This window comes from Streptomyces sp. ISL-43 (assembly GCF_018614195.1).
In the GTDB taxonomy this organism is placed as follows: Bacteria; Actinomycetota; Actinomycetes; order Streptomycetales; family Streptomycetaceae; genus Streptomyces.
In genome coordinates, this window is record NZ_JAGGOT010000026.1 from 1 (window position 1) to 20,840 (window position 20,840).

20 protein-coding genes are annotated in these 20,840 nt (G+C 72.1%); 13 read left to right on the plus strand and 7 right to left on the minus strand.

The window, feature by feature from the left end; translation table 11 throughout:
* On the plus strand, positions 1-1,108 hold a 1,108-nt coding region (locus J7F03_RS14820; RefSeq protein ID WP_214949619.1), incomplete at its 5' end, for an IS110 family transposase.
* Positions 1,109-1,460: 352 nt separating this feature from the next.
* Complete coding sequence (locus J7F03_RS14825; RefSeq protein WP_214949620.1) at positions 1,461-2,720, plus strand: LPXTG cell wall anchor domain-containing protein; 1,260 nt, start codon at positions 1,461-1,463, stop codon at positions 2,718-2,720.
* A 66-nt stretch (positions 2,721-2,786) separates the two neighbouring features.
* On the opposite strand, the gene J7F03_RS14830 is transcribed toward J7F03_RS14825, so the two are convergent.
* Entirely contained in the window at positions 2,787-3,260 is a 474-nt protein-coding gene (locus tag J7F03_RS14830) for an N-acetyltransferase (protein ID WP_214949622.1), read from the minus strand.
* A 9-nt stretch (positions 3,261-3,269) separates the two neighbouring features.
* Positions 3,270-3,854: a peroxiredoxin-like family protein gene (locus J7F03_RS14835; protein ID WP_214949623.1), complete on the minus strand. Its 585-nt coding sequence runs from the start codon at positions 3,852-3,854 to the stop codon at positions 3,270-3,272.
* An 84-nt stretch (positions 3,855-3,938) separates the two neighbouring features.
* On the opposite strand from J7F03_RS14835, the gene J7F03_RS14840 reads away from it, so the two are divergent.
* From J7F03_RS14840 to J7F03_RS14860, 5 genes are all read left to right on the plus strand, one after another.
* Positions 3,939-4,547 (plus strand): TetR/AcrR family transcriptional regulator, encoded by a 609-nt coding sequence (locus J7F03_RS14840; protein ID WP_214949624.1) that lies wholly within the window; start codon positions 3,939-3,941, stop codon positions 4,545-4,547.
* Positions 4,548-4,554: 7 nt separating this feature from the next.
* Positions 4,555-5,259 (plus strand): HAD family phosphatase, encoded by a 705-nt coding sequence (locus J7F03_RS14845; RefSeq protein WP_214949625.1) that lies wholly within the window; start codon positions 4,555-4,557, stop codon positions 5,257-5,259.
* 883 nt (positions 5,260-6,142) lie between these two features.
* Positions 6,143-7,279 (plus strand): helix-turn-helix domain-containing protein, encoded by a 1,137-nt coding sequence (locus J7F03_RS14850; RefSeq protein WP_214949626.1) that lies wholly within the window; start codon positions 6,143-6,145, stop codon positions 7,277-7,279.
* Entirely contained in the window at positions 7,276-8,106 is an 831-nt protein-coding gene (locus J7F03_RS14855; protein ID WP_214949627.1) for a restriction endonuclease, read from the plus strand. Before J7F03_RS14850 ends, J7F03_RS14855 begins: the two co-directional genes overlap by 4 nt.
* Positions 8,107-8,194: 88 nt before the next feature.
* On the plus strand, positions 8,195-9,838 hold the full coding sequence (locus J7F03_RS14860; protein WP_214949629.1) for a DNA repair helicase XPB: 1,644 nt from the start codon (positions 8,195-8,197) through the stop codon (positions 9,836-9,838).
* Positions 9,839-9,876: 38 nt separating this feature from the next.
* On the opposite strand, the gene J7F03_RS14865 is transcribed toward J7F03_RS14860, so the two are convergent.
* Positions 9,877-10,752: a glycosyltransferase family 87 protein gene (locus J7F03_RS14865; protein ID WP_214949631.1), complete on the minus strand. Its 876-nt coding sequence runs from the start codon at positions 10,750-10,752 to the stop codon at positions 9,877-9,879.
* 101 nt (positions 10,753-10,853) lie between these two features.
* Entirely contained in the window at positions 10,854-11,039 is a 186-nt protein-coding gene (locus J7F03_RS14870) for a hypothetical protein (RefSeq protein ID WP_214949633.1), read from the minus strand.
* A 387-nt stretch (positions 11,040-11,426) separates the two neighbouring features.
* Here J7F03_RS14870 and J7F03_RS14875 point away from each other — a divergent pair, with 387 nt between their 5' ends.
* Positions 11,427-13,529, plus strand: coding sequence for an AAA family ATPase (locus tag J7F03_RS14875; RefSeq protein WP_374104335.1), 2,103 nt, complete (start codon positions 11,427-11,429; stop codon positions 13,527-13,529).
* A gap of 189 nt (positions 13,530-13,718) precedes the next feature.
* Here the strand turns inward: J7F03_RS14875 and J7F03_RS14880 are convergent, their stop codons facing one another.
* Positions 13,719-14,414: a copper homeostasis protein CutC gene (locus J7F03_RS14880; RefSeq protein ID WP_214949635.1), complete on the minus strand. Its 696-nt coding sequence runs from the start codon at positions 14,412-14,414 to the stop codon at positions 13,719-13,721.
* A gap of 135 nt (positions 14,415-14,549) precedes the next feature.
* Here J7F03_RS14880 and J7F03_RS14885 point away from each other — a divergent pair, with 135 nt between their 5' ends.
* Both J7F03_RS14885 and J7F03_RS14890 read left to right on the plus strand, forming a co-directional pair.
* Complete coding sequence (locus tag J7F03_RS14885) at positions 14,550-15,272, plus strand: hypothetical protein (protein ID WP_214949637.1); 723 nt, start codon at positions 14,550-14,552, stop codon at positions 15,270-15,272.
* A gap of 77 nt (positions 15,273-15,349) precedes the next feature.
* Complete coding sequence (locus J7F03_RS14890; protein ID WP_214949709.1) at positions 15,350-16,561, plus strand: Cmx/CmrA family chloramphenicol efflux MFS transporter; 1,212 nt, start codon at positions 15,350-15,352, stop codon at positions 16,559-16,561.
* 7 nt (positions 16,562-16,568) lie between these two features.
* Here J7F03_RS14890 and J7F03_RS14895 read toward each other — a convergent pair whose 3' ends face one another.
* Positions 16,569-16,838: a DUF4031 domain-containing protein gene (locus J7F03_RS14895; protein WP_214949639.1), complete on the minus strand. Its 270-nt coding sequence runs from the start codon at positions 16,836-16,838 to the stop codon at positions 16,569-16,571.
* Between the two features lie 7 nt (positions 16,839-16,845).
* Complete coding sequence (locus tag J7F03_RS14900; protein ID WP_214949641.1) at positions 16,846-17,235, minus strand: hypothetical protein; 390 nt, start codon at positions 17,233-17,235, stop codon at positions 16,846-16,848.
* 124 nt (positions 17,236-17,359) lie between these two features.
* Between J7F03_RS14900 and J7F03_RS14905 the strand changes: the two genes are divergently transcribed.
* Genes J7F03_RS14905 through J7F03_RS14915 form a run of 3 tightly spaced genes read left to right on the plus strand, consistent with a single transcriptional unit; the run spans position 17,360 to position 20,826 of the window.
* Positions 17,360-18,337 (plus strand): MurR/RpiR family transcriptional regulator, encoded by a 978-nt coding sequence (locus J7F03_RS14905; protein ID WP_214949643.1) that lies wholly within the window; start codon positions 17,360-17,362, stop codon positions 18,335-18,337.
* Positions 18,338-18,357: 20 nt separating this feature from the next.
* Complete coding sequence (gene murQ, locus J7F03_RS14910; RefSeq protein WP_214949645.1) at positions 18,358-19,284, plus strand: N-acetylmuramic acid 6-phosphate etherase; 927 nt, start codon at positions 18,358-18,360, stop codon at positions 19,282-19,284.
* Between the two features lie 36 nt (positions 19,285-19,320).
* Positions 19,321-20,826: a PTS transporter subunit EIIC gene (locus J7F03_RS14915; protein ID WP_214949647.1), complete on the plus strand. Its 1,506-nt coding sequence runs from the start codon at positions 19,321-19,323 to the stop codon at positions 20,824-20,826.
* The last annotated feature ends 14 nt before the right edge of the window (positions 20,827-20,840 follow it).

The window sequence follows — 20,840 nt, forward strand, 5'->3', positions numbered from 1 at the left end:
GGTCCTGGCCCTGCTCGACCACCTGCTCGCCGCCGGGGTCACCCTGGTGGTGATCGAGGCGACCTCGGACTACTGGAAACCCTTCTACTACGTGCTGGCCGACGACTTGAACGTGATTCTGGTCAACGCCCGCCAGGTCAAGAACCTGCCCGGCCGCAAGACGGACGTCTCCGACGCGGCCTGGCTGGCCCAGCTCGGCGCCCACGGCCTGGTCCGCCCCTCCTTCGTCCCGCCGCAGCCCATCCGGGAACTGCGGGACCTGACCCGGGCCCGCACCACCGCCACCCGGGAACGCTCCCGGGTCGTCCAGCGCCTGGAGAAGCTCCTGGAGGACACCGGGATCAAACTGTCCGCGGTCGCCTCCGACATCATGGGCGTCTCCGGGCGGGCCATGCTCGAAGCCCTCGTCAACGGCGAACGCGACCCGCAGACCCTCGCGGACATGGCCAAACGCAGGCTCCGCCACAAGATTCCCGCACTCACCGAGGCGCTGACCGGACGCTTCCGTGAGCACCACGCCTTCCTGGTCCGCCTGCACCTCGACCAGTACGACCAGCTCACCAGCATGATCGAGCAACTCAGCGGACGCATCGAGGAGGCGATGGCCCCCTTTCGTGACGCCCTCGACCTCCTCGACACCATCCCCGGAATCAACCAGGCAACCGCCGAAGTGATCATCGCGGAAACCGGCGGCGACATGACCCGGTTCGCGACGGCCAAGCACCTCGCGTCCTGGGCAGGGGTCTGCCCCGGCCACCACGAGTCCGCCGGCCGCACCAAGAACACCAAGGTCCGGCCCGGCAACCCCTACCTCAAAGGCGCACTCGGCCTCGCCGCGTTCGGCGCGGTGAGAACCAAAGACACCTACCTCGCCGCCCGTTACCGGCGGCTGACCGCCCGCCGCGGCCCGCTCAGGGCACTGGTCGCCGTCGAGCACTCGATCATCACCGCGATCTGGCACATGCTGACCGACCACAAGCCCTACGCCGAGCTCGGCGGCACCTACTTCACCCAGCGCGACCCCGAACGGGCCACCCGCCGCGCGATCACCCAGCTCAACCAGCTCGGCTACACCGTCACCCTCAACCCGATGGAAACCGCGGCCTGACCCTCCCCGCACCGGACACCCGGCAGCCGACAACGGCCACCGGGCACCCAGCCATGCCCACACCCACCCTGACCTGCTGCTATTTACGCGTCAGAGGGCACGGAAGGGGATCCCGGGCCTGTTGCGCAGCGGTGACATTCCGACGACGGATTGGAGATGTGCTCTGTGTGAAGATCAGTTCATCGCAGCAGCGACCGGGGGGAAAGAAACCGGACCGCCAGCGAGAACCCAGCACCACCGGACCGGCGTTGAACCGCCGGCCACCTCGCTCGGCCGCTCAACCTCTGCTCTGCCTCTCGGCCTCTCGGCCGCCACTGCCGTCTGATCTCGTTGATTCCTGGGGGAGTCCACCATGTCCGCTCGCACCGCCACCCTCCGCACCGCCACCCTCCGCGCCGCCACCGCCACCGCCGTCGTCGCCGCCGTCGCCGGGACCGTCCTGATGCCGCTGTCGGCCCAGGCCGCCGAGGGCAACCCCAAGGCGCTGAAGACGACGATGAGCGCTCCGGTGCCGAGCAGCCCGCTGACCCGGGGCGGCGCGACGGAGACCTTCGAGCTGACGGTGACCAACGCGACCGACAAGGTCTCCTCCTACCACCCGTGGATGCTCCTCGACCCCACCGGCGCCAGCCCGCTCCAGCAGAGCGACGTGGTCTACAAGGTCGAAGCGCTGAGCGCCCCGGCGACCAAGTCCGAGATCGGACAGCAGGACGGCGAGTGGCAGGGCATGTTCTACCCGGTGGGCAAGACGGCCTCCGACGGCTTCGAGATCCCGGCCGGCGGGAAGCTGACCTGGAAGGTCACCATCGGCCTCGGCGCGAGCTACCCGACCAACAACGGCGACTTCCAGCTGCGCGCGTCGAGCTTCGCGAACGAGATCGCGGACGGCGGCACGGCCGCCCTGACCTTCAAGGCCGGCCCGGAGGCCAAGCCCGGGACCCTGGAGGCCTGGTTCGACCAGGTCGGCCCCTGCGACGCCACCGGCGCCGACGACTGCCAGGTGATGGCCGTGCGCTACGCGGCCGGCGGTGACGGCGAGTTCAACTCCGCCCTCGCCACCCGCTTCAGCGTGGACATGCCCGGCCTGGACAAGGCCGACCTCCAGGCGCGCGTCAAGGTCGACGGCCAGTGGAAGGACCTGCCGGGCGAGTCCGGCAACTTCAACCTGCCGGTCATCCCGAAGGGCTTCAGCGCCGCCTCCGGCCACCACCTCACCTACGTGCAGGTCAAGCTCGGCCCGCAGACGCAGGTCAAGAAGCTCACCCTGGTCAAGGCGACCGCCTCGGTCGCTCTCGCCGAGGGCAACACCCACAGCTTCCTGTCCGCCGACCAGCAGTTCCAGCTCGGCCCGGTCAAGCCCGCCTCCCCGGCGCCGACCACCCCCGCGCCCACCTCCCCGGCCCCGACGTCCGCCGCGCCGGCCACGTCGGCCCCGGCCCCGACGACGGCCGCCCCCACCACGGCCAACACCCCTGCCGCGACCGGCTCCCTGGCGCACACCGGCTCCGACTCCAACACCGGCCTGTACACCGGCCTGGCCGGCGTCCTCATCGCCCTCGGCGGCGCTGCCGCCTGGTTCGGCGCCCGCCGCCGCCGCGCCGTCCGCGGCTAGTCACCACGCACCATTGCGAAGGGGCCCGGCACGCGCACCGCGTGTGCCGGGCCCCTTCGGCCTTTCTCACCTGGGCGCGTAGTCGACGCGCTCCGCGCCGAAGGGCCACACCTCGGCGAGCCAGCGCGTGACGGTGTCGTAGAGGACCTTGTCCAGCGCGGCCCGGTCGGCGCGCACCCAGGAGCTGACGCGCACGCGCTCCGGGTCGTCCTTCGCGGGGTAGACGTAGAGGCACCCGATGACCTCGCCCTCCCCTTCCAGGACGCTGTACGTGAACCCGCGCCGCTCGGCGAAGTCCCGTGCGTGGCGCACCAGGTCGGCCAGGTTCTCCTCGGCGCTCATCCCCTCCGGCGGCGGCCAGTGGCGCCCCTGGAATCCTGGGGTCGCCCGCACGTGCTCGATGCTCCCGCTCCAGGCGGCGAGGTCCCGCTCGTTGCGCTCGGGCCCGAGGGGATCCAGCCGGAAGCCGTCCCCGACGAGCCCGGCGGGCACCTCGAACGCGTCCGCTCCCGGCACGAAGTCCTGCTGATCGGTACTCATGCGGCGACCCTACGCAGCCCCTTCCCCGGTGCCCACGGGATATCGGGCCGCCAGCCGCAGGAGGTCGTCGACCGACCACTGGTCGTAGACGTGCTCCCCGTACTTGGCGGCCAGTACCCGCCCGTCCGGACCGATCAGCAGGTCCGCGGGCAGCCCGAACCGCCCGCCCCGCGGCCTCGGGGCCGCAAGCCGCTCCCGGCCGCGCGCCACGGCCGCGGCCGACCGGGCGAGCGCCCGCAGCACCGACCCCCAGGCGCGCGGGTTCAGCAGGGACCGCGGGGAGGCCTCGACGCCGAATTCCCGGTAGAGCCGCTGCTCCGGGTCGGCGATCACGGCGAAGGGGAAGTCGGCCGTGTGCGGCCGCAGTTCCTCGGCGGAGGAGTGGAAGAGCACGATCTCGCGGATCCCGGCGGCCTCGATCTCCGCGTGGCGCCGGACGACCGAGCGCAGGTGGAGGTGGCAGACGGGGCAGCCGGCGAAACGCCGGAACTGCAGATGGACGAGCCGCCCGGGGTCGGGCACGGACACGGGCACGGCTTGTCCCGTGACGGCGGCGAGACGGCGGGCGGGCACGGCGGAACCGGGTTCGAGCATGGGAAACCCTCCCTCGACGGGCGTAGGCGTATGCCGTACGCCTACCCCCTCAGCGTAGGCGTATGCCGTACGCTGTCAACCGTCATGCCCCGCCCCCGCTCGCACACCCCGGACCAACTGGCCGCCGCCGCCCTCGCCGTCATCGACCGCGACGGACTCCCCGGCCTGTCCATGCGCGCCGTCGCCACCGAACTCGGCATCAGCCCCATGGCCCTGTACCGCTACGTCCGGGACCGCGAGGAACTCGAAGCACTCGTCGTCGAACTCGTCCTCAGCGGCGTCGACACCACCCCGCCGCCCCCCGGGCCCTGGCGCGAGCGGATCACCGCCCTGGCCACCCGCCTGCGGGACGCCATGTGCGACCACCCGGCCGTGCTGCCGCTCACCCTCACCCACCGGCACCGCTCGCAGAGCGGCCTGCGCTGGTCGGAGACGGTGCTCGGCGTGCTCACCGAGGCCGGTATCGAAGCCGAGGACCGGGTCGTCGCCCTGCGCGCGGTCATCGCGTACGTCATCGGCGCCACGCAGCTGGAACGCCTCGGCCCGCTCGCCGGACCCGGCACCACCGCCATCGCCGGTCTGCCCGCGCACGAGTTCCCGTACATGACGGCCACCGCGCGCGACGCCCGCTCGGTCACCCCGGACCGGGAGTTCCTGGGCGGCCTGACCCTGCTCCTACGCGGCCTGGCATGATCCGCGGGTGACCACCGCAGCCACCGCTCCCGCGCCGACCGCACCGCCCGCACCGCCCGCCCGGTACGTCCTGTTCGACGTCGACGGCACCCTCGTCGACGCCGTCGCCAACCAGCGCCGGGTCTGGGCGACCTGGGCCGCCCGGTACGGCCTGGACCCGGACGCGGTGTACGAGGTCGCGCTGCGGACCCGCCCGATGGAGACCTTCGCGGCCGTCGCCCCCGACCAGGACCCGCACGCGTGCCTGGCCGCGCTGCACGAGCTGGAGGACGAGGACGTCCGCTCCGGGGTCTACGGGGCCTTCGACGGCGCCGCCGAGCTGCTGACCGCCCTGCCCCCGGGCAGCTGGGGGCTGGTCACCTCGAACTACGAACACCGCGTGCGCGGCCGCTTCGAGCGCACCGGCCTGCCGGTGCCGCCGGTGCTCGTGGACGCCGCCGCCGTCACCGAGGGCAAGCCCTCACCGGTCCCGTACCTGCGGGGCGCGGCCCTCCTGGGCGCCGACCCGGCCCACTGCCTGGTCATCGAGGACGCCCCCTCGGGCATCCGCTCGGGCCTCGCGGCGGGCATGACGGTCTGGACGGTCAACACCCCCGCCCCCCACCCCGAAGCCCACCGCCACTTCCCCACGCTCCGCGAGGCCGCCCCCGAAATCCTCGCCTTCGCCACCTCCACCTCCATCCCCATCCCCACCTCCATCCCCACTGCCTGACCGCGCCCCGCCTGACCGCGCCCGGAACAGCACCCGGGGCCGCCCCAGGAGCCCGGTCCGCTCTCGCCGCGATCCCGGGGCAGGGCCCGTAGGCCGCAGAACCGCTCAGCCTGCGCCGCGATACGGCAGACTGGAGGTTTGGCCGCCCGCGTCCGGGCGGCCTTCCCCCGCAGGAAAGGGACGCGCGTGAACGGGCCCCTCATCGTCCATTCGATCAAGCCCGATACACATACTTAGCCCGCCGGGGAGCAGAGCGGGAAGCCCCGCCTGGCTGTCCGCTAACCGGCGCCGGACGGGGCCGTTCAAGGGGCTGCTCGACGCGCGTCACAAGGGCCACGTCCTCGTACCTCCTCGCGAACGTGGGGTGACCCGTACGGCCCGTGTGAGACATGCACGCCACGTCCACGGCGGCCACGTCCGGGATCACCGCTGACGCCCATCGGCAATCAGGGTCGAGACACTGCGCCGACACGCTGATCTCTCCGGTGGGATGAGAGGTGATGCGGTGTTGTACGTACCGCATGACGGTGGTCACCGCTTCCGTCCCGGGTGCGGGTGCTGCCGGATCTCCACATTGCAGTCAGTGACCCCTGATGCGTTGCGCTCGCTCCGATACGCGGCCCGCTGGTTCACGAGGGCGGCGCACACATCGCACCCGGGGTGGGGCTCCGCGTCAGGCCGCTCAAAGGGGTCCCGCTGGGGCACCTGAACCCAAAGCCGCTGTGCCGTCGCCACCATGCCGCACCCCTCTGCGTTGCCCATCGAGCGTGCTCTAACCATCGGCCCCTCCAATTGCACGGCCTAGTGAGATCCCTAGTGGCAACCCCAGCCGGCGGAAGGAAAGAGGGCTGTCTAGTGGCACTCCGGGTGGCAGGCTGAGCCCATGGAACTCGGGGCACTGATCAGTGATCTCCGCAAGGCTCGCGGGTGGAGCCAGGGGCGGTTAGCGTCAGCGATCAACAAGGCGTACGGCACCACGCTCACGCGGGAGTACGTGAGCAACTGGGAGCGTTCCAAGGTGACGCCTGGCGCGTTCTACCTTGCCGCGCTGTCCGCCACGCTCGACGTGCCCCTAGCTGTCCTGGAAGGCCAAGTGGACCGACGCGAGTTCCTCACCGACGTGGCAGGGGTCGCCATAGCCCCTGTCGTGGCCTCAGACCTGCTGTCCGCAGGATTCGCTGCCCGACTCTCCGGCGGTCCCTCAGTGGACGCCTGGGAGGCCAAGCTGACCACCTACGGCACGGAGTACATGAGCCTTGGGGCTGCCGACATTCAGCGTCGCATCAGTGGTGAACTCGTCGTCGTCCAGCAGCAGCTAGACACCCCCCGGCTGTGGTCGGTCGCCTCCCGTCTGATGACCCTGTACGCCAAGACGTTTCCGGGTTCGGATGGCTCCAAAGCTGTCCACTGGTACCGGATGGCAGCGAGAGCCGCAGACGAGTCCGGAGACGATGATGCACGAGTGTGGGTGCGTGGACGTGCTGCTATCGCCCTGGGCTACGAGGGGGCGTCGTTGGGAGTCGCCGATGTGCTCGCGGACCAGGCCTTGGCCATATCGGAACGGCCCTCTCTGGGCCTCCTGAACGCCGTAATGGGCAAGGCTCACGCCGCAGCGCTTCGAGGTGACCGAGCCACGGCACTCAAGCTCGCCGAGGACGGCCGGCGAATCTTCGACAAGGCCGGTTCCTACGAGCAGACCAGCGACTACGCCGTGCCCTGGTGGCGCATGAATGTCTTCCTGTCGCTCCTCCTGGCCCGCCTGGGTGACGAACAAGGGGCAGTTCAGGCACAGGAAGCGGCGCGGCGTGAACTGCCCGCAGAGCTGCCCCGGTTCGCGACTCATCTCGAGATGCACCGTGGCCTCATGCTTGCCCGCTCCGGCGACGTATCCGGTGGGACCGCTTACGCGCGGGGCGCGCTGGATGCCCTGCCACCGGAAAAGCACTCGCTCACTCTGCGGCTCCTCATGGAGGAGATCGAAGAGCGCGCAATCCCTGCCTCACGATCGGAGCACTCTTGAAGAATACGGGCGAATCCTTCGAAAGTTATGTCCAGTTCGTCTATCAGACCCTGCTGGGAGCCCAGGGGCGAAACATCTCGGTCTCCAGGCGGGCGACGGTCTTCGACAACCACGGAAACTCCTACAACATCGACATCTTCTACGAGTTCGATGTGGCAGGTCTCCACCACAGGGTGGCCATCGAGTGCAAGGACACCCGTCGTCCCGTGGAGCGCGACGACGCCATCGCTTTCGCCGGGAAGATCAGGGATCTGCCCAGCACCATCGGGATCTTCATTTCGAAGAGCGGCTTCCAGCCCGCCGCGCGCAAGTACCTTCAGGACCACGGAATCGTCCACTACGCCGGAGGGGATCTTCCCCACCTCGGCAATGTGATCGCCGCCATGATCTCCCCGATCGCCTGCCCGGCGGAGTCCGCGGTGGGACAGCCCTTCTGGACCCTGATGAGGCAGGAGAACGGGGAAGCCACCGGAGAGTGGTGCCTGATTCCGGATCCGAACGACCCCCGAAACGCCTCAGGGACCGAGCGCGACAACGGCACGGGCGCCTTCCCCTTGTTCTATTCACGTCCGCACGCCGAAAGTTTTCGTACCCTCCGCTATCAGGACTCGGCCGACGTCTGTGTACGCGGGGTGGAACAGTCCATGCTCCGCTTCCTCACGCTGATGGCTCACGACGAGAGGCGGAACTTCGCGATCTGCCTGCCCTTCGCCGACGAGCACGGCGCACCGAGAATCGCGTGCCACGGCTGGACCGCCCAGGACCTCGCCCACGAATACTGGGCGGACGAGGTCCCGGCATCGTTCGACAACCCTCCTCGCGGCTGAACGACGGACACACGCCGTCCCTGCGGCTCGTTTGTTCCGCCGGCGTACGGCACACTGGAGTTTTGACCTGAATGAAACGGGGCGCCGCGTGAATGGTCCACTCATCGTCCAGAGCGACAAGACCCTCCTCCTCGAGATCGACCACGAGCTCTCCGGAGCCGCGCGCCGCGCCATCGCGCCGTTCGCCGAGCTGGAGCGCGCTCCCGAGCACATCCACACGTACCGGATCACCCCGCTCGGCCTGTGGAACGCGCGGGCCGCCGGTCACGACGCCGAGCAGGTCGTGGACGCGCTCGTGGAGTTCTCCCGCTACCCCGTCCCGCACGCGCTGCTCGTCGACGTCGCCGAGACCATGGCCCGCTACGGCCGCCTCACCCTCTCCAAGCACCCCGTCCACGGACTGGTCCTGACCAGCACCGACCGGCCCGTGCTGGAGGAGATCCTGCGGTCCAAGCGGATCGCCCCGCTCGTCGGCGCGCGGCTCGACGCCGACACCGTCGCCGTGCACCCCTCCGAGCGCGGGCAGATCAAGCAGACGCTCCTCAAGCTGGGCTGGCCGGCCGAGGACCTCGCCGGGTACGTGGACGGCGAGGCGCACCCGATCGAGCTCGACGAGAACGGCTGGTCGCTGCGCCCCTACCAGCAGCAGGCCGTCGAGGGTTTCTGGCACGGCGGCTCCGGCGTGGTCGTGCTGCCCTGTGGCGCCGGCAAGACGCTGGTCGGCGCCGGCGCGATGGCGAAGGCCAAGGCGACGACGCTGATCCTGGTCACGAACACCGTCTCCGCCCGCCAGTGGAAGAGCGAGCTGATCAAGCGGACCTCGCTGACGGAGGAGGAGATCGGCGAGTACTCCGGTACGCGCAAGGAGATCCGGCCCGTCACGATCGCCACGTACCAGGTCCTGACGACGAAGCGGAAGGGCATCTACCCGCACCTGGAGCTCTTCGACTCCCGGGACTGGGGCCTGATCCTCTACGACGAGGTGCACCTGCTGCCGGCGCCGGTGTTCAAGTTCACCGCCGACCTCCAGGCGCGGCGGCGGCTCGGGCTGACCGCCACGCTGGTGCGCGAGGACGGCCGCGAGTCGGACGTCTTCTCGCTGATCGGGCCCAAGCGGTTCGACGCCCCGTGGAAGGAGATCGAGGCGCAGGGCTACATCGCGCCGGCGGACTGCGTCGAGGTCCGCGTGAACCTCACCGAATCGGAGCGGCTCGCGTACGCGACCGCCGAGACGGAGGAGAAGTACCGCTTCTGCGCGACCACCGCGACCAAGCGCAAGGTCACCGAGGCACTGGTGCGCAAGCACGCGGGCGAGCAGACGCTGGTCATCGGGCAGTACATCGACCAGCTCGACGAGCTCGGCGAGCACCTCGACGCCCCCGTCATCAAGGGCGAGACCTCCAACGCGCAGCGCGAGAAGCTCTTCAACGCCTTCCGCGAGGGCGAGATCAGCGTGCTGGTCGTCTCGAAGGTCGCGAACTTCTCCATCGACCTGCCCGAGGCCACGGTCGCCATCCAGGTGTCCGGCACCTTCGGCTCGCGCCAGGAGGAGGCCCAGCGGCTGGGCCGCGTCCTGCGCCCGAAGGCGGACGGCCACGAGGCGCGCTTCTACTCGGTCGTCGCGCGCGACACCATCGACCAGGACTTCGCCGCGCACCGCCAGCGCTTCCTGGCCGAACAGGGCTACGCCTACCGGATCATGGACGCGGACGAGCTGCTGGCGAGCGACTGACGGCCTCGGGCGAGCAGGATCGCGGGATCCGGCTCACCTCACAGATCGTGGCGCAGTACGTGGTGTCGCGCCGGCGGCTGCCGCCCGTGGTCGTGCGGGTCCGCGGCGACGCGGACCCCCTCCTCCCGGAGGGGTGACCTCGGCGACGGGACGCCCGGGACTCCGGGGCAGCCGCGGAGGCTGCCGCGGCGGCGCAGGGCGGCGGCGAGCAGGGCCGTGAGCAGGGGGACGGCCCAGACCCACAGATGGGGCCAGTCCAGCAGGATCGAGCGGCCGCCGGCGGGCAGGTGCCGGGACCAGAACTCGGCGGAGGCCCGCGGGAGGACCAGCAGCCCGAGCAGGCCGGTGCCGGCGAAGGCGCCCAGCCCGGTCAGGCCGGCCTTGACGCGGCCGGTCAGCAGGAGGTACGGGATCAAGAGCGCCGGGGTCAGCGTGATCCCGGCGGCCGTGCCCAGCGCGAAGCCCTTGCCGAGCGCGGCGCTCGGCCTGCGCAGGTCCCACAGGACCGGGCAGGCGAGCGCCAGGTTGATCTGGCCGGTCAGCGGGGTCTGGAACAGCGGTTCCAGCCACAGCCCGGCGACGGTGGCGGCCAGGACGGCGCCCGGCCTGGTCCGCAGACCCGCCAGGCGGCAGGACAACAGGATCAGCAGGGCGAGCAGGCCGGCATCGCCCAGGACCAGGACGGCCTTCAGTACGCCGGACGGCAGCCAGGCGGCCGGCGTGAACAGGATCGCCGCGAAGGGCGGATACGCGGCGGGCGGACGCCACTCGGCGGCGGAGAAGCCGTGGACGAGGGCATCGGCGGTCGGGATGCGCAGAGCGATGCAGAGCACGCCCAGCGCGAGCAGCAGGCCCGCGACCAGCACACCGGCGCGAGGCGACGGCAAGCGGCTGGTGTCGGGACTCTGGGTCACGGCGTGACCTTAGCGGGTCCGGGGACGGGGCACCGGCACGGACCGAAGGCCGGACGGGCGGTGCGTCGGCACGCAACGGGGGCCGGACCGGGCGGGTTGGGTCAGCGGCGTATGACGCCCGCGTCCTCGGCGTATTCACCGAGGACGACGACGCTCACGGCGGCGGCCGCGAAGACCCTCGCGGCGCGCAGGACGTTGCCGACGCCGTGGCGCGGGCGGGAGTCGGAGATGGCGGTGGCGCCGCTCGGGCGGCCGACCTGGACCGGGGTGAAGGTTGCGGTGCTCATGTATCCATGGTGCGTTCTCGCCCGGTCCGGCACATCGGCCCCAGGGCTGAACGTCCGGGCCTCCCGTCTACGACTCACGACCCATGCCTCCCCCTACGGGCTCTGTCCGAAGGAGGATCCGACCCGAACGACACCCGTACGGGGCAACGGGGCGAAGGGGCTTGGGACCATGTCCCGCCCTCTTTCGACCCGGACCGCGAAGCCCCGCCCCGACCGGCGGCCCGCCGCACCACCCCGTGCGTTATCCGTTCGCGCGCCACACGGCCCGGTGACTAGAATCTCCGCTCTTGCCGCCTCCCGCCGCGTCACCGGGAGAGCCGCCCGCCGGCCGGAAACCGGCGGGGTCCGTCCGCATCCCGCAGTCACCCAGCAGCTGGAGGCATTTCCGTGCCCGCGCACGCCCACGTCACCGACCCCGCCGCAGACACCTCCGCGGACACCGACGCAGCCGCCACCGGCCCCCTGGGCCGCGAGCGCGCCCACCTCGCCTCCTCCCGCTCCGCGCTCCGCGCGATGCGCGAGGACGTCGAGGCCCTCGACATCCGCGACGTCACCGCGAACTGGGTCAACGCGGTCGTCCTCCGGGCCCAGATCGACGACCGCATCAAGGCCCTCGCCGACCTCTCCCACACCCCCCTCTTCTTCGGCCGCCTCGACTACCTGCACGCGCCCGGCGCCGAGCTCGCCGAAGGTGCGGAGGGCGAGCAGTTCTACATCGGCCGCCGCCACGTCCACGACGCCGGCGGCGACCCGATGGTGATCGACTGGCGCGCGCCCGTCTCCCAGCCCTTCTACCGGGCCTCCAAGGCCGACCCGCAGGACGTCGCGCTGCGCCGCCGCTTCGGTTACACCGGCGGCGAGCTGACGGCGTACGAGGACGAGCACCTCTCCGACCCGGCCGAGGCGGCGGCGACCGTCAGCAAGCTGCTCCAGCAGGAGATCGAGCGCCCACGCGTCGGCCCCATGCGCGACATCGTCGCGACGATCCAGCCGGAGCAGGACGAGATCGTCCGTTCCGGGCTGTCCGGCTCCGTCTGCGTGCAGGGCGGTCCCGGCACCGGCAAGACGGCGGTCGGCCTGCACCGGGTCGCGTACCTCCTCTACGCGCACCGCGACCGCCTCGCCCGCACCGGCACGCTGGTCATCGGACCGAACCGTTCCTTCCTGCACTACATCGAGCAGGTCCTGCCGGCGCTGGGCGAGCTGGAGGTCAAGCAGGCCACGGTCGACGACCTGGTCGCCCGCGCGGACCTGGAGGTGCGCGGCGCGGACGCCGCCGAAACCGCCGTGGTCAAGGGCGACGCCCGAATGGCGCAGGTGCTGCGCCGAGCGGTCCACTCGCACGTGACGGAGCCGGCCGAGCCGCTGATGGTGGTGCGCGGATCGCGGCGCTGGCGGGTGCCGGCGTACGAGCTCGCCGAGATCGTCGCCGAGCTGCAGAACCGCGACATCCGCTACGGCGCCGCCCGCGACGCGCTGCCGCAGCGGATCGCGCACACGGTCCTCGTACGGATGGAACAGGCGGGTGAGGCCCCGGACGACCGCGTCCAGGACGCCGTGGCGCGCAATGCGGCGGTCAAGGCCGTGGTCAAGGCGGTGTGGCCGCTGGTGGAGCCGGCGAAGCTGGTGCTGCGCCTCCTCTCCGACCCGGAGTTCCTGGCGGAGCACGCGCAGGGCGTCCTCACGGACGACGAACAGAAGCTGCTCCTGTGGCAGAAGCCGTTCCGGAGCGTGAAATCGGCGAAGTGGTCGCCGGCGGACCTGGTCCTGATCGACGAGACGGCGGACCTGGTGGAGCGCACGCACTCGCTCGGCCACGTCGTCCTCGACGAGGCGCAGGACCTGTCCCCGATGCAGTACCGCGCGGTCGGGCGGCGCTGCACGACCGGATCGGCGACGATCCTCGGCGACCTCGCGCAGGGCACGACGCCGTGGGCGACACGCAGCTGGGTCGAGGCGCTGGAGCACCTGGGCAAGCCGGGGGCGGTGCTGGAGGAGCTGACGGCCGGTTTCCGCGTACCGCGCGAGGTGATCGCCTACGCCTCCCGCCTGCTCCCGTCGATCTCGCCGGGGCTGGTGCCGGTCTCCTCGGTGCGTGAGACGCCGGGCTCGCTGGTGGTCTCGCCGGTCGCGGATCCGACGGCCGCGGCCGTGGACGCCTGCCGGGCTTCACTCGCGTACGAGGGCTCGATCGGGCTGATCGCGGCGGACGCGCGGATCCCGGAGCTGGCGGAGGCCTTGCTGGCGGCGGACCTCCCGTACCTCTCGCCCGGCGAGGAGACGACGGCCCACTCGCGGCTGACGCTGGTGCCGGCGTCACTCGCCAAGGGCCTGGAGTACGACTACGTCGTGCTGGACGAGCCGGCGGCGATCGTCGACGGCGAACCGGACGAGCGCACGGGCCTGCGCCGCCTGTACGTCTGCCTCACCCGAGCGGTCTCAGGCCTGACCCTCCTCCACGCGGCCCCCTTGCCGGCGGCCCTGACATAGCCCCACGCGGGCCCGGCCGCCCTGCGGGGCTCGCCCCTCCCCGCCCTCCACCGTTCCCCGGGCTCCGCCCGGACCCGGTCCTCAAGCGCCGGACGGGCCAACCCGGCCCCGCCGGCGTTCGAGGCGCGGGGGTCCGGGGGCCGGCCCCCGGCAACGTCGCCGCACCCGAACTGCCAGGCCCCCGGTCCGTCAGGACAGGGCGGACCGCCACGCGGCGACCGCCGACGCCGAGACGGGATGGGTCCAGCCCGAGGGCCGGGCCGCGCCGCCGATGTGGAAGGCGTCGATGCCCGCCTCGCGCAGCACCGGCAGGTGCGAGAGCGCCAGCCCGCCGCCGACCAGGATCCGCGCCTCGTAGCCGGGCGTACCCGCCCTCGCCGCCTCCTCCAGCAGCACCGGCAGGCCCTCGTCGACCCCGCCCGCCGCGCCCGCCGTCAGGTACGTGTCCAGCCCGGGCAGCTCCGCCAGCGCCTTGCGGAGCTGGTCCCGGTCCGCCGTCCGGTCGATCGCCCGGTGGAAGGTCCACGCGCAGCCGTCGAGCTCCGCCACGACCGTCTCGACGGCGGCCAGGTCGGGACTGCCGTCCGGGTTCAGGAAGCCGAAGACGAACTCCCGCGCCCCCTCCGCGCGCAGCGCCCGTGTCTGCGCCACCAGGCGTTCCAGGTCCGCGGCGGGGCCCGCCGAGAAGCCGTCGGCCTTGCGGAGCATCACGCGCAGGGGGATGTCGACCGCCGCCCTGATCCCCGCGAAGGTCTCGCGCGGCGGGGTGAGCCCGTCGGCGGCCATGTCGGTGACCAGCTCGAGTCGGTCCGCCCCACCGGCCTGGGCCGCGACCGCATCCTCCACGTCGAGGGCGATCACCTCCAGGAGCGCACGGTTGCTCATGTCATCCCATCCTTCGGAAAACTGCTCGTATGACCCTTCCGGGCCAGTATGGCAAATAGGTCTAGTCCAATATTCAGGGTACGGGCCTTCCCCCACCCTCCACCAGCACAATCACGCCACCACCACAATGTGCGCATGACATCCGACGCGCACGACGACGCGCACCCCGGCACGCCCCCCGGCACGCCCCCCGACCCGCACCCCGACGCGGCCGATCAGGAGCACGGACTCCGCGCCCGCTGGCAGCGCACCGTCATCGACGCCGGCGCCGACCCCGATCGCGATCCCGCCCCCTACGCGGACCGCCTCCTCGCCGCCTGGGCGGAGCCGCAGCGCGAGTACCACACCACCGCGCACCTGGCCGACGTACTCGCGCGGATCGACGTACTCGCCGAGCACGCCGAAGACCTTGCCGCCGTGCGGCTCGCCGCCTGGTTCCACGACGCCGTCTACCGTCCCGACCGCTCCGAGAACGAGGAGCGCAGCGCCGCCCTCGCCGAGCGGGCCCTGCCCGAGCTCGGCATCGGCGACGCCCGCACCGCCGAGACGGCCCGGCTCGTCCGCCTGACCGTCACCCACGACCCCGCGCCCGGCGACACCGACGGCGAGGTGCTGTGCGACGCCGACCTGGCCGTCCTGGCCGGCTCCCCGCAGGCGTACGCCGCGTACGCGGCCGCCGTCCGCGCCGAGTACGGCTTCGTCCCCGACGAAGCCTTCCGCGCCGGCCGCGCCGCCGTCCTGCGCCAGCTGCTGGACCTGCCCCGGCTCTTCCGCACCCCGTACGGCACCGCGCACTGGGAGGCACCGGCGCGCGCGAACCTGGCCGCCGAGCTCGCGGAGCTGTCTTCACACACCTGAAACGGACCGGGGGAATGTGATCCCGTTCGCGACGGTTGGTGTAATCCATGCCCGCAGCCTCAGCCGAACGCACCCGCATGCCCGTCGCCGTCTACGTCCTCGGCCTGTCCGTCTTCGCACTCGGAACCAGCGAGTTCATGCTCTCCGGGCTCCTCCCGCCCATCGCCGAGGACATGGGCGTCACCATCCCCCAGGCGGGGCTGCTCATATCCGCCTTCGCGATCGGCATGGTCGTCGGCGCGCCCCTGCTCGCCGTCGCCACGCTGCGGCTGCCCCGCCGCACCACGCTCGTCTCGCTCATCAGCCTCTTCGGCTTCGGGCAGATCGCGGGCGCGCTGGCGCCCTCGTACGAGCTGCTCTTCGCCTCCCGCATCGTCTCCGCGCTCGCCTGCGCCGGGTTCTGGGCGGTCGGCGCGGCCGTGGCCATCGCCATGGTCGAGCAGCACCAGCGCGCCCGCGCCATGGCCGTCATGATCGGCGGGCTCTCCATCGCCAACGTCCTCGGCGTCCCGGCCGGCGCGTTCCTCGGCGAGCACCTGGGCTGGCGTTCTGCGTTCTGGGCGGTCGGCGCGGCCTCCGCCGTCGCGCTCGTGGGCATCCTCGCCCTGATCCCGCGGATCCCGCTGCCCGCCGAGAAGCCGACGCTCGCCCGGGAGCTGCGCATCTACCGCGACCGCCAGGTGTGGCTGTCGATCGGCGTCACCGCGCTCGCCGCGGGCGGCGTCTTCTGCGCCTTCAGCTACTTGTCCCCGCTGCTCACGGATGTGGCCGGGCTCGATTCCGGCTGGGTGCCGTGGGTGCTGGGCCTCTTCGGGGTGGGCGCGCTGGTGGGCACCACGGTGGGCGGGCGGATCGCCGACGCGCACCTCTTCGGGGTGATGCTGTGGGGCATCACGGCCTCCACCCTCTTCCTGGCGGCGCTGGCCCTGCTGGCCTCGGTCGCCGCGGCGGCCGTCGCCCTTTCCTTCCTGATCGGCTTCTCGGCCTTCTTCACCGCGCCCGCGCTCAACGCCCGCATGTTCAACGTCGCGGGAGCCGCCCCGACCCTGGCCGGCGCGACGACGACGGCCGCGTTCAACCTCGGCAACACCGGCGGCCCGTGGCTCGGCGGCACCGTCATCGACGCCGGCTACGGCTACTCCGCCACCGCCTGGGCCGGCGGCGCCATGACGGTCTCCGCCATCGCCCTGGGCCTCGTAGCCCTCCGTCTGGACCGCCGCACCCCGGCCCCGAGCCGCTTGGTGGCCACCTCGGCCCCTGCCCTCGCGGCCGAGTCCGAGCGGGTCTAAGCCGGGTCTAAGCCGCCGGCCGGCCCTTGGGCCGCCGCAGGCCCGCTTGGGTCAGGCGGCGGAGCAGTTCCTTGCTGCCCACCTCGACCGCGCCCGCTCCCACGGCGTCCGCGTACCGCTGCTCGGGCACGTCGTAGTGGTCGCGTTCGAAGGCCTTCGCGGGGCAGCCGATCGACGCCGCGAAGGCGTGCAGCTCCTCGAACGAGACGTCGCTGACCAGGTGCGACCACATGCGGCCGTGGCCGGGCCAGGTCGGCGGGTCGATGTACACGGTCACCGGCGGCTCATTCGCCGGGCCCGAGGACGGACCCGAGGACGGATCCCAGTCCGCCCACCGGCGCCACCCGCACGCCGGCCTCCGAGCACACCCACTGCGGGTCGGGTCCGAGCTCGGGCTCCACGTCCAGCGCGTGCGGCTCTCCGTGACTGCAGACCGGGCACAGCGGCCAGCGCCCGTACTTCTGCAGCAGCGCGTCCTTGACGTCCTGGGCGACGAGTCCGGCGAGGTAGTCGACCCCCTCCGGCCACTGCTCCACCCACCACCGGCGGTGCGTGACCGAGTTCTCGACGAGGGAGACGACATCGGCCTCGGCGACCTCTCCCGCGACGAGATCGGCGAGTACGAGGGCGCGTGCGGCGTGCAGCGCCTGTTCCAGGGGGGTCGCGTGGTCCATGGAGACATTGTGGACCCGCGCGGGCCAAGTGGTGAAGGTCCTCTTTGCCGCCCGCATACGGCCCCTTCCACCGGTGACTCATGGCGGCTTGACGCCCCCACCCCTCTGAAAATAGATTTCAAGGGTGAGCAAGCATGTGAAAGAAACCTTCAACGGCGGCGGGGAAGCGGACGCAGACACCCCCGGCACCCCCGCACCCCCCGCCCCCGCCGCCCTGCGCGCCCGCGTCCGCAGCCTCGGCCCCTCCATGACCCGCTCCATGCAGGCCGTCGCCGAAGCCGTCGCCGACGACCCCGCCGGCTGCGCCGCGCTCACCGTCACCGACCTCGCCGCCCGCACCGGCACCAGCGAGGCCACCGTCGTCCGCACCGCCCGCCTCCTCGGCTACCCCGGCTACCGCGACCTGCGCCTCGCGCTCGCCGCGCTCGCCGCCCAGCAGGAGTCCGGCGCGGCCCCCGCCGTCACCGTGGACATAGCCGTCGACGACTCCCTCGCGGACGTCGTGGCGAAGCTGGCCCACGAGGAGGCGCAGACCCTCGCCGACACCGCCGCCGGCCTCGACGTCGCCACCCTCGGCACGGCCGTCACCGCCCTCGCGGGCGCCCGCCGCATCGAGATCTACGGCGTCGGAGCCTCCGGCCTCGTCGCCCAGGACCTCGCCCAGAAGCTGCAGCGCATCGGCCTCATCGCCCACGCGCACAACGACCCGCACCTGGCCGTCACCAACGCCGTCCTGCTCCGCCCCGGCGACGTGGCCGTCGCCATCACCTACTCCGGCGGCACCGGCGACGTCATCGAGCCCCTGCGGATCGCCTTCGAGCGCGGCGCCACCACCCTCGCGCTCACCGGCCGCCCGAACGCCCCCGTCGCCCACTACGCCGACCTCGTACTGGCCACCTCCGCGGCCCGCGAGACCCAGCTGCGCCCGGCCGCCATGTCGAGCCGGACCAGCCAGCTGCTCGTCGTCGACTGCCTCTTCGTCGGCGTCGCTCAGCAGACGTACGAGACCGCCGCGCCCGCGCTCGCGGCCTCGTACGAGGCGCTCGCGCCCCGGCACCACACCCCCGTACCCACGGCCAAGCGCAGCAGCACCACCCGCTAGCAGTTCAGGAGCCCCCACTCATGACCGCGTACACCGAACTCCGCGCCCAGCTCGCCACCTTGACCACCGAGGCCTTCCGCCCCGAGCTGGCCGAGATCGACCGGCTGTCCACCCTTGAGATCGCCCGTCTCATGAACGCCGAGGACGCCACCGTCCCCGCCGCCGTCGCCGGCCGGCTGGAGGAGATCGCCGCCGCCATCGACGGGATCGCCGAGCGGATGGCCCGCGGCGGGCGCCTGGTCTACGCGGGAGCCGGCACCGCCGGCCGGATGGGCGTACTGGACGCCAGCGAGTGCCCGCCCACCTTCAACACCGACCCCCGCGAGGTCGTCGGCCTGATCGCGGGCGGCCCCTCCGCCATGGTCAAGGCCGTCGAAGGCGCCGAGGACTCCAGGGAACTGGCCGCCGAGGACCTGACCGCGCTGGCCCTGACCGCCGACGACACCGTCATCGGGATCTCCGCCTCCGGCCGCACCCCGTACGCGATCGGCGCCGTCGAGTTCGCCCGCGGCCGCGGCGCGCTCACCGTCGGCCTGTCCTGCAACGCCGGCTCCGCGCTCGCCGCGGCCGCCGACCACGGCATCGAGGTCGTCGTCGGCCCCGAACTCCTCACCGGCTCCACCCGCTTGAAGGCCGGCACCGCGCAGAAGCTCGTCCTCAACCTCATCTCCACCGTCACGATGATCCGGCTCGGCAAGACGTACGGAAACCTGATGGTCGACATGCGCTCCTCCAACGAGAAGCTGCGCGCCCGCGCCCGCCGCATCGTCTCGCTCGCCACCGGGGCCCCCGACGAGGAGATCGAGGCCGCGCTCACCGCCGCCGGCGGCGAGGTCAAGCAGGCCATCCTCGTCATCCTCGGCGGCGTCGACGGCCCGACGGCCGCCGAACTGCTCACCGCCTCCCAGGGCCACCTCCGGGCCGCCCTCGCCCAGACCACCCGCTGACCCCCGCCGACCCCGAGCAGCAAGGCGAACACCACGATGTCCACTGACAAGAACCGCGCCACAGCCGCCGCGATCCTTCCTCTGGTCGGCGGCCCGGACAACGTCCTCTCCATCGCGCACTGCATGACCCGGCTGCGCATCACCCTGCGCGACCGCTCCCTGGTCCAGGACGAGGCCCTGAAGGCCGTGCCCGCCGTGATGGGCGTCGTCGAGGACGACACCTACCAGATCGTGCTGGGACCGGGCACCGTCGCCCGCGTGACGCCCGAGTTCGAGGCCCTGGTCGCGGAGGGCCGCTCGGCCGCCCCGGTGGCCGGGGCCCCCGGGGCCCCCGGCCACACCGTCACCGCCGACGAACTCGCCGCCCAGGGCGCGGCCATCAAGGACGCCCGGAAGGCGAGGAACGCCACCCCCTTCAAGCTGGTCCTGCGCCGCGTCGCGAACATCTTCGTCCCGCTGATCCCGGCCCTGATCGGCTGCGGCATCATCGCGGGCCTGGGCGGCTTCATGACGAACATGGGCTGGCTGCCCGCGGTCGTCCCGGCGCTCGCCGCCACGGCCACCGGGTTCATGTCCCTGATCGCGGTCTTCGTCGGCTACAACACCGCCAAGGAGTTCGGCGGCACCGCGATCCTCGGCGGCGCCGTCGCCGCGATCATCGTCTTCCCGGGCGTCACCAAGATCGACGCCTTCGGCCAGCAGCTCTCCCCCGGCCAGGGCGGCGTACTCGGCGCCCTGGCGGCCGCGCTGCTCGCGGTCCAGGTGGAGAAGTGGTGCCGCAAGTGGGTCCCGGAGGCGCTGGACGTCCTCGTCACCCCCACCCTCACCGTCCTGATCTCCGGCCTGGTCACCATCTTCGGCCTGATGTTCGTCGCCGGTGAGGTCTCCAGCGCCATCGGTACGTTCGCCACGTGGCTCCTCGCCACCGGCGGCGCCTTCGCGGGCCTGGTCCTCGGCGGCCTCTTCCTCCCGCTGGTCATGCTGGGCCTGCACCAGGCCCTGATCCCCATCCACACCACCCTGATCGAGCAGACCGGCTACACCGTCCTCCTGCCCATCCTCGCCATGGCGGGCGCGGGCCAGGTCGGCGCGGCCATCGCCGTCTACTACCGCCTCCCGCGCAACCGCTCGATCCGCACCACGATCAAGTCCGCCCTCCCGGCCGGCTTCCTGGGCGTCGGCGAACCGCTGATCTACGGCGTCTCCCTCCCCCTGGGCCGACCCTTCATCACCGCGTGCGTCGGCGGCGCGGCCGGGGGAGCCTTCGTCGGCCTCTTCAACCAGTTGGGCACCGCCTTCGGCTCCAACGCCATCGGCCCCTCGGGCTGGGCCCTCTTCCCGCTGCTGGACGGCAAGTCGGGCATGGGGATGACCATCGCGATCTACGCGGGCGGCCTGGCCGTCGGCTACCTCGTCGGCTTCCTCGCCACGTACTTCTTCGGCTTCACGCGTCAGATGCTGGCCGACTTCAACACCGACCCGGACACCGAGCCGGCGGAAGCCGCCCACCCGGAGCGCACGAAGGAACCGGCCCTGGCCTGACGGAAGAAGGCTCC

Bases quoted from the DNA above. Each gene is read 5' to 3' on its own strand.
- J7F03_RS14825 (WP_214949620.1), top strand. From the start codon at position 1,461: ATGTCCGCTCGCACCGCCACCCTCCGCACCGCCACCCTCCGCGCCGCC.
- J7F03_RS14900 (WP_214949641.1), bottom strand. From the start codon at position 17,235: ATGGACCACGCGACCCCCCTGGAACAGGCGCTGCACGCCGCACGCGCC.
- J7F03_RS14870 (WP_214949633.1), bottom strand. From the start codon at position 11,039: ATGAGCACCGCAACCTTCACCCCGGTCCAGGTCGGCCGCCCGAGCGGC.
- J7F03_RS14885 (WP_214949637.1), top strand. From the start codon at position 14,550: ATGACATCCGACGCGCACGACGACGCGCACCCCGGCACGCCCCCCGGC.
- J7F03_RS14890 (WP_214949709.1), top strand. From the start codon at position 15,350: ATGCCCGTCGCCGTCTACGTCCTCGGCCTGTCCGTCTTCGCACTCGGA.
- murQ (WP_214949645.1), top strand. From the start codon at position 18,358: ATGACCGCGTACACCGAACTCCGCGCCCAGCTCGCCACCTTGACCACC.
- J7F03_RS14880 (WP_214949635.1), bottom strand. From the start codon at position 14,414: ATGAGCAACCGTGCGCTCCTGGAGGTGATCGCCCTCGACGTGGAGGAT.
- J7F03_RS14850 (WP_214949626.1), top strand. From the start codon at position 6,143: ATGGAACTCGGGGCACTGATCAGTGATCTCCGCAAGGCTCGCGGGTGG.
- J7F03_RS14915 (WP_214949647.1), top strand. From the start codon at position 19,321: ATGTCCACTGACAAGAACCGCGCCACAGCCGCCGCGATCCTTCCTCTG.
- J7F03_RS14835 (WP_214949623.1), bottom strand. From the start codon at position 3,854: ATGCTCGAACCCGGTTCCGCCGTGCCCGCCCGCCGTCTCGCCGCCGTC.
- J7F03_RS14830 (WP_214949622.1), bottom strand. From the start codon at position 3,260: ATGAGTACCGATCAGCAGGACTTCGTGCCGGGAGCGGACGCGTTCGAG.
- J7F03_RS14840 (WP_214949624.1), top strand. From the start codon at position 3,939: ATGCCCCGCCCCCGCTCGCACACCCCGGACCAACTGGCCGCCGCCGCC.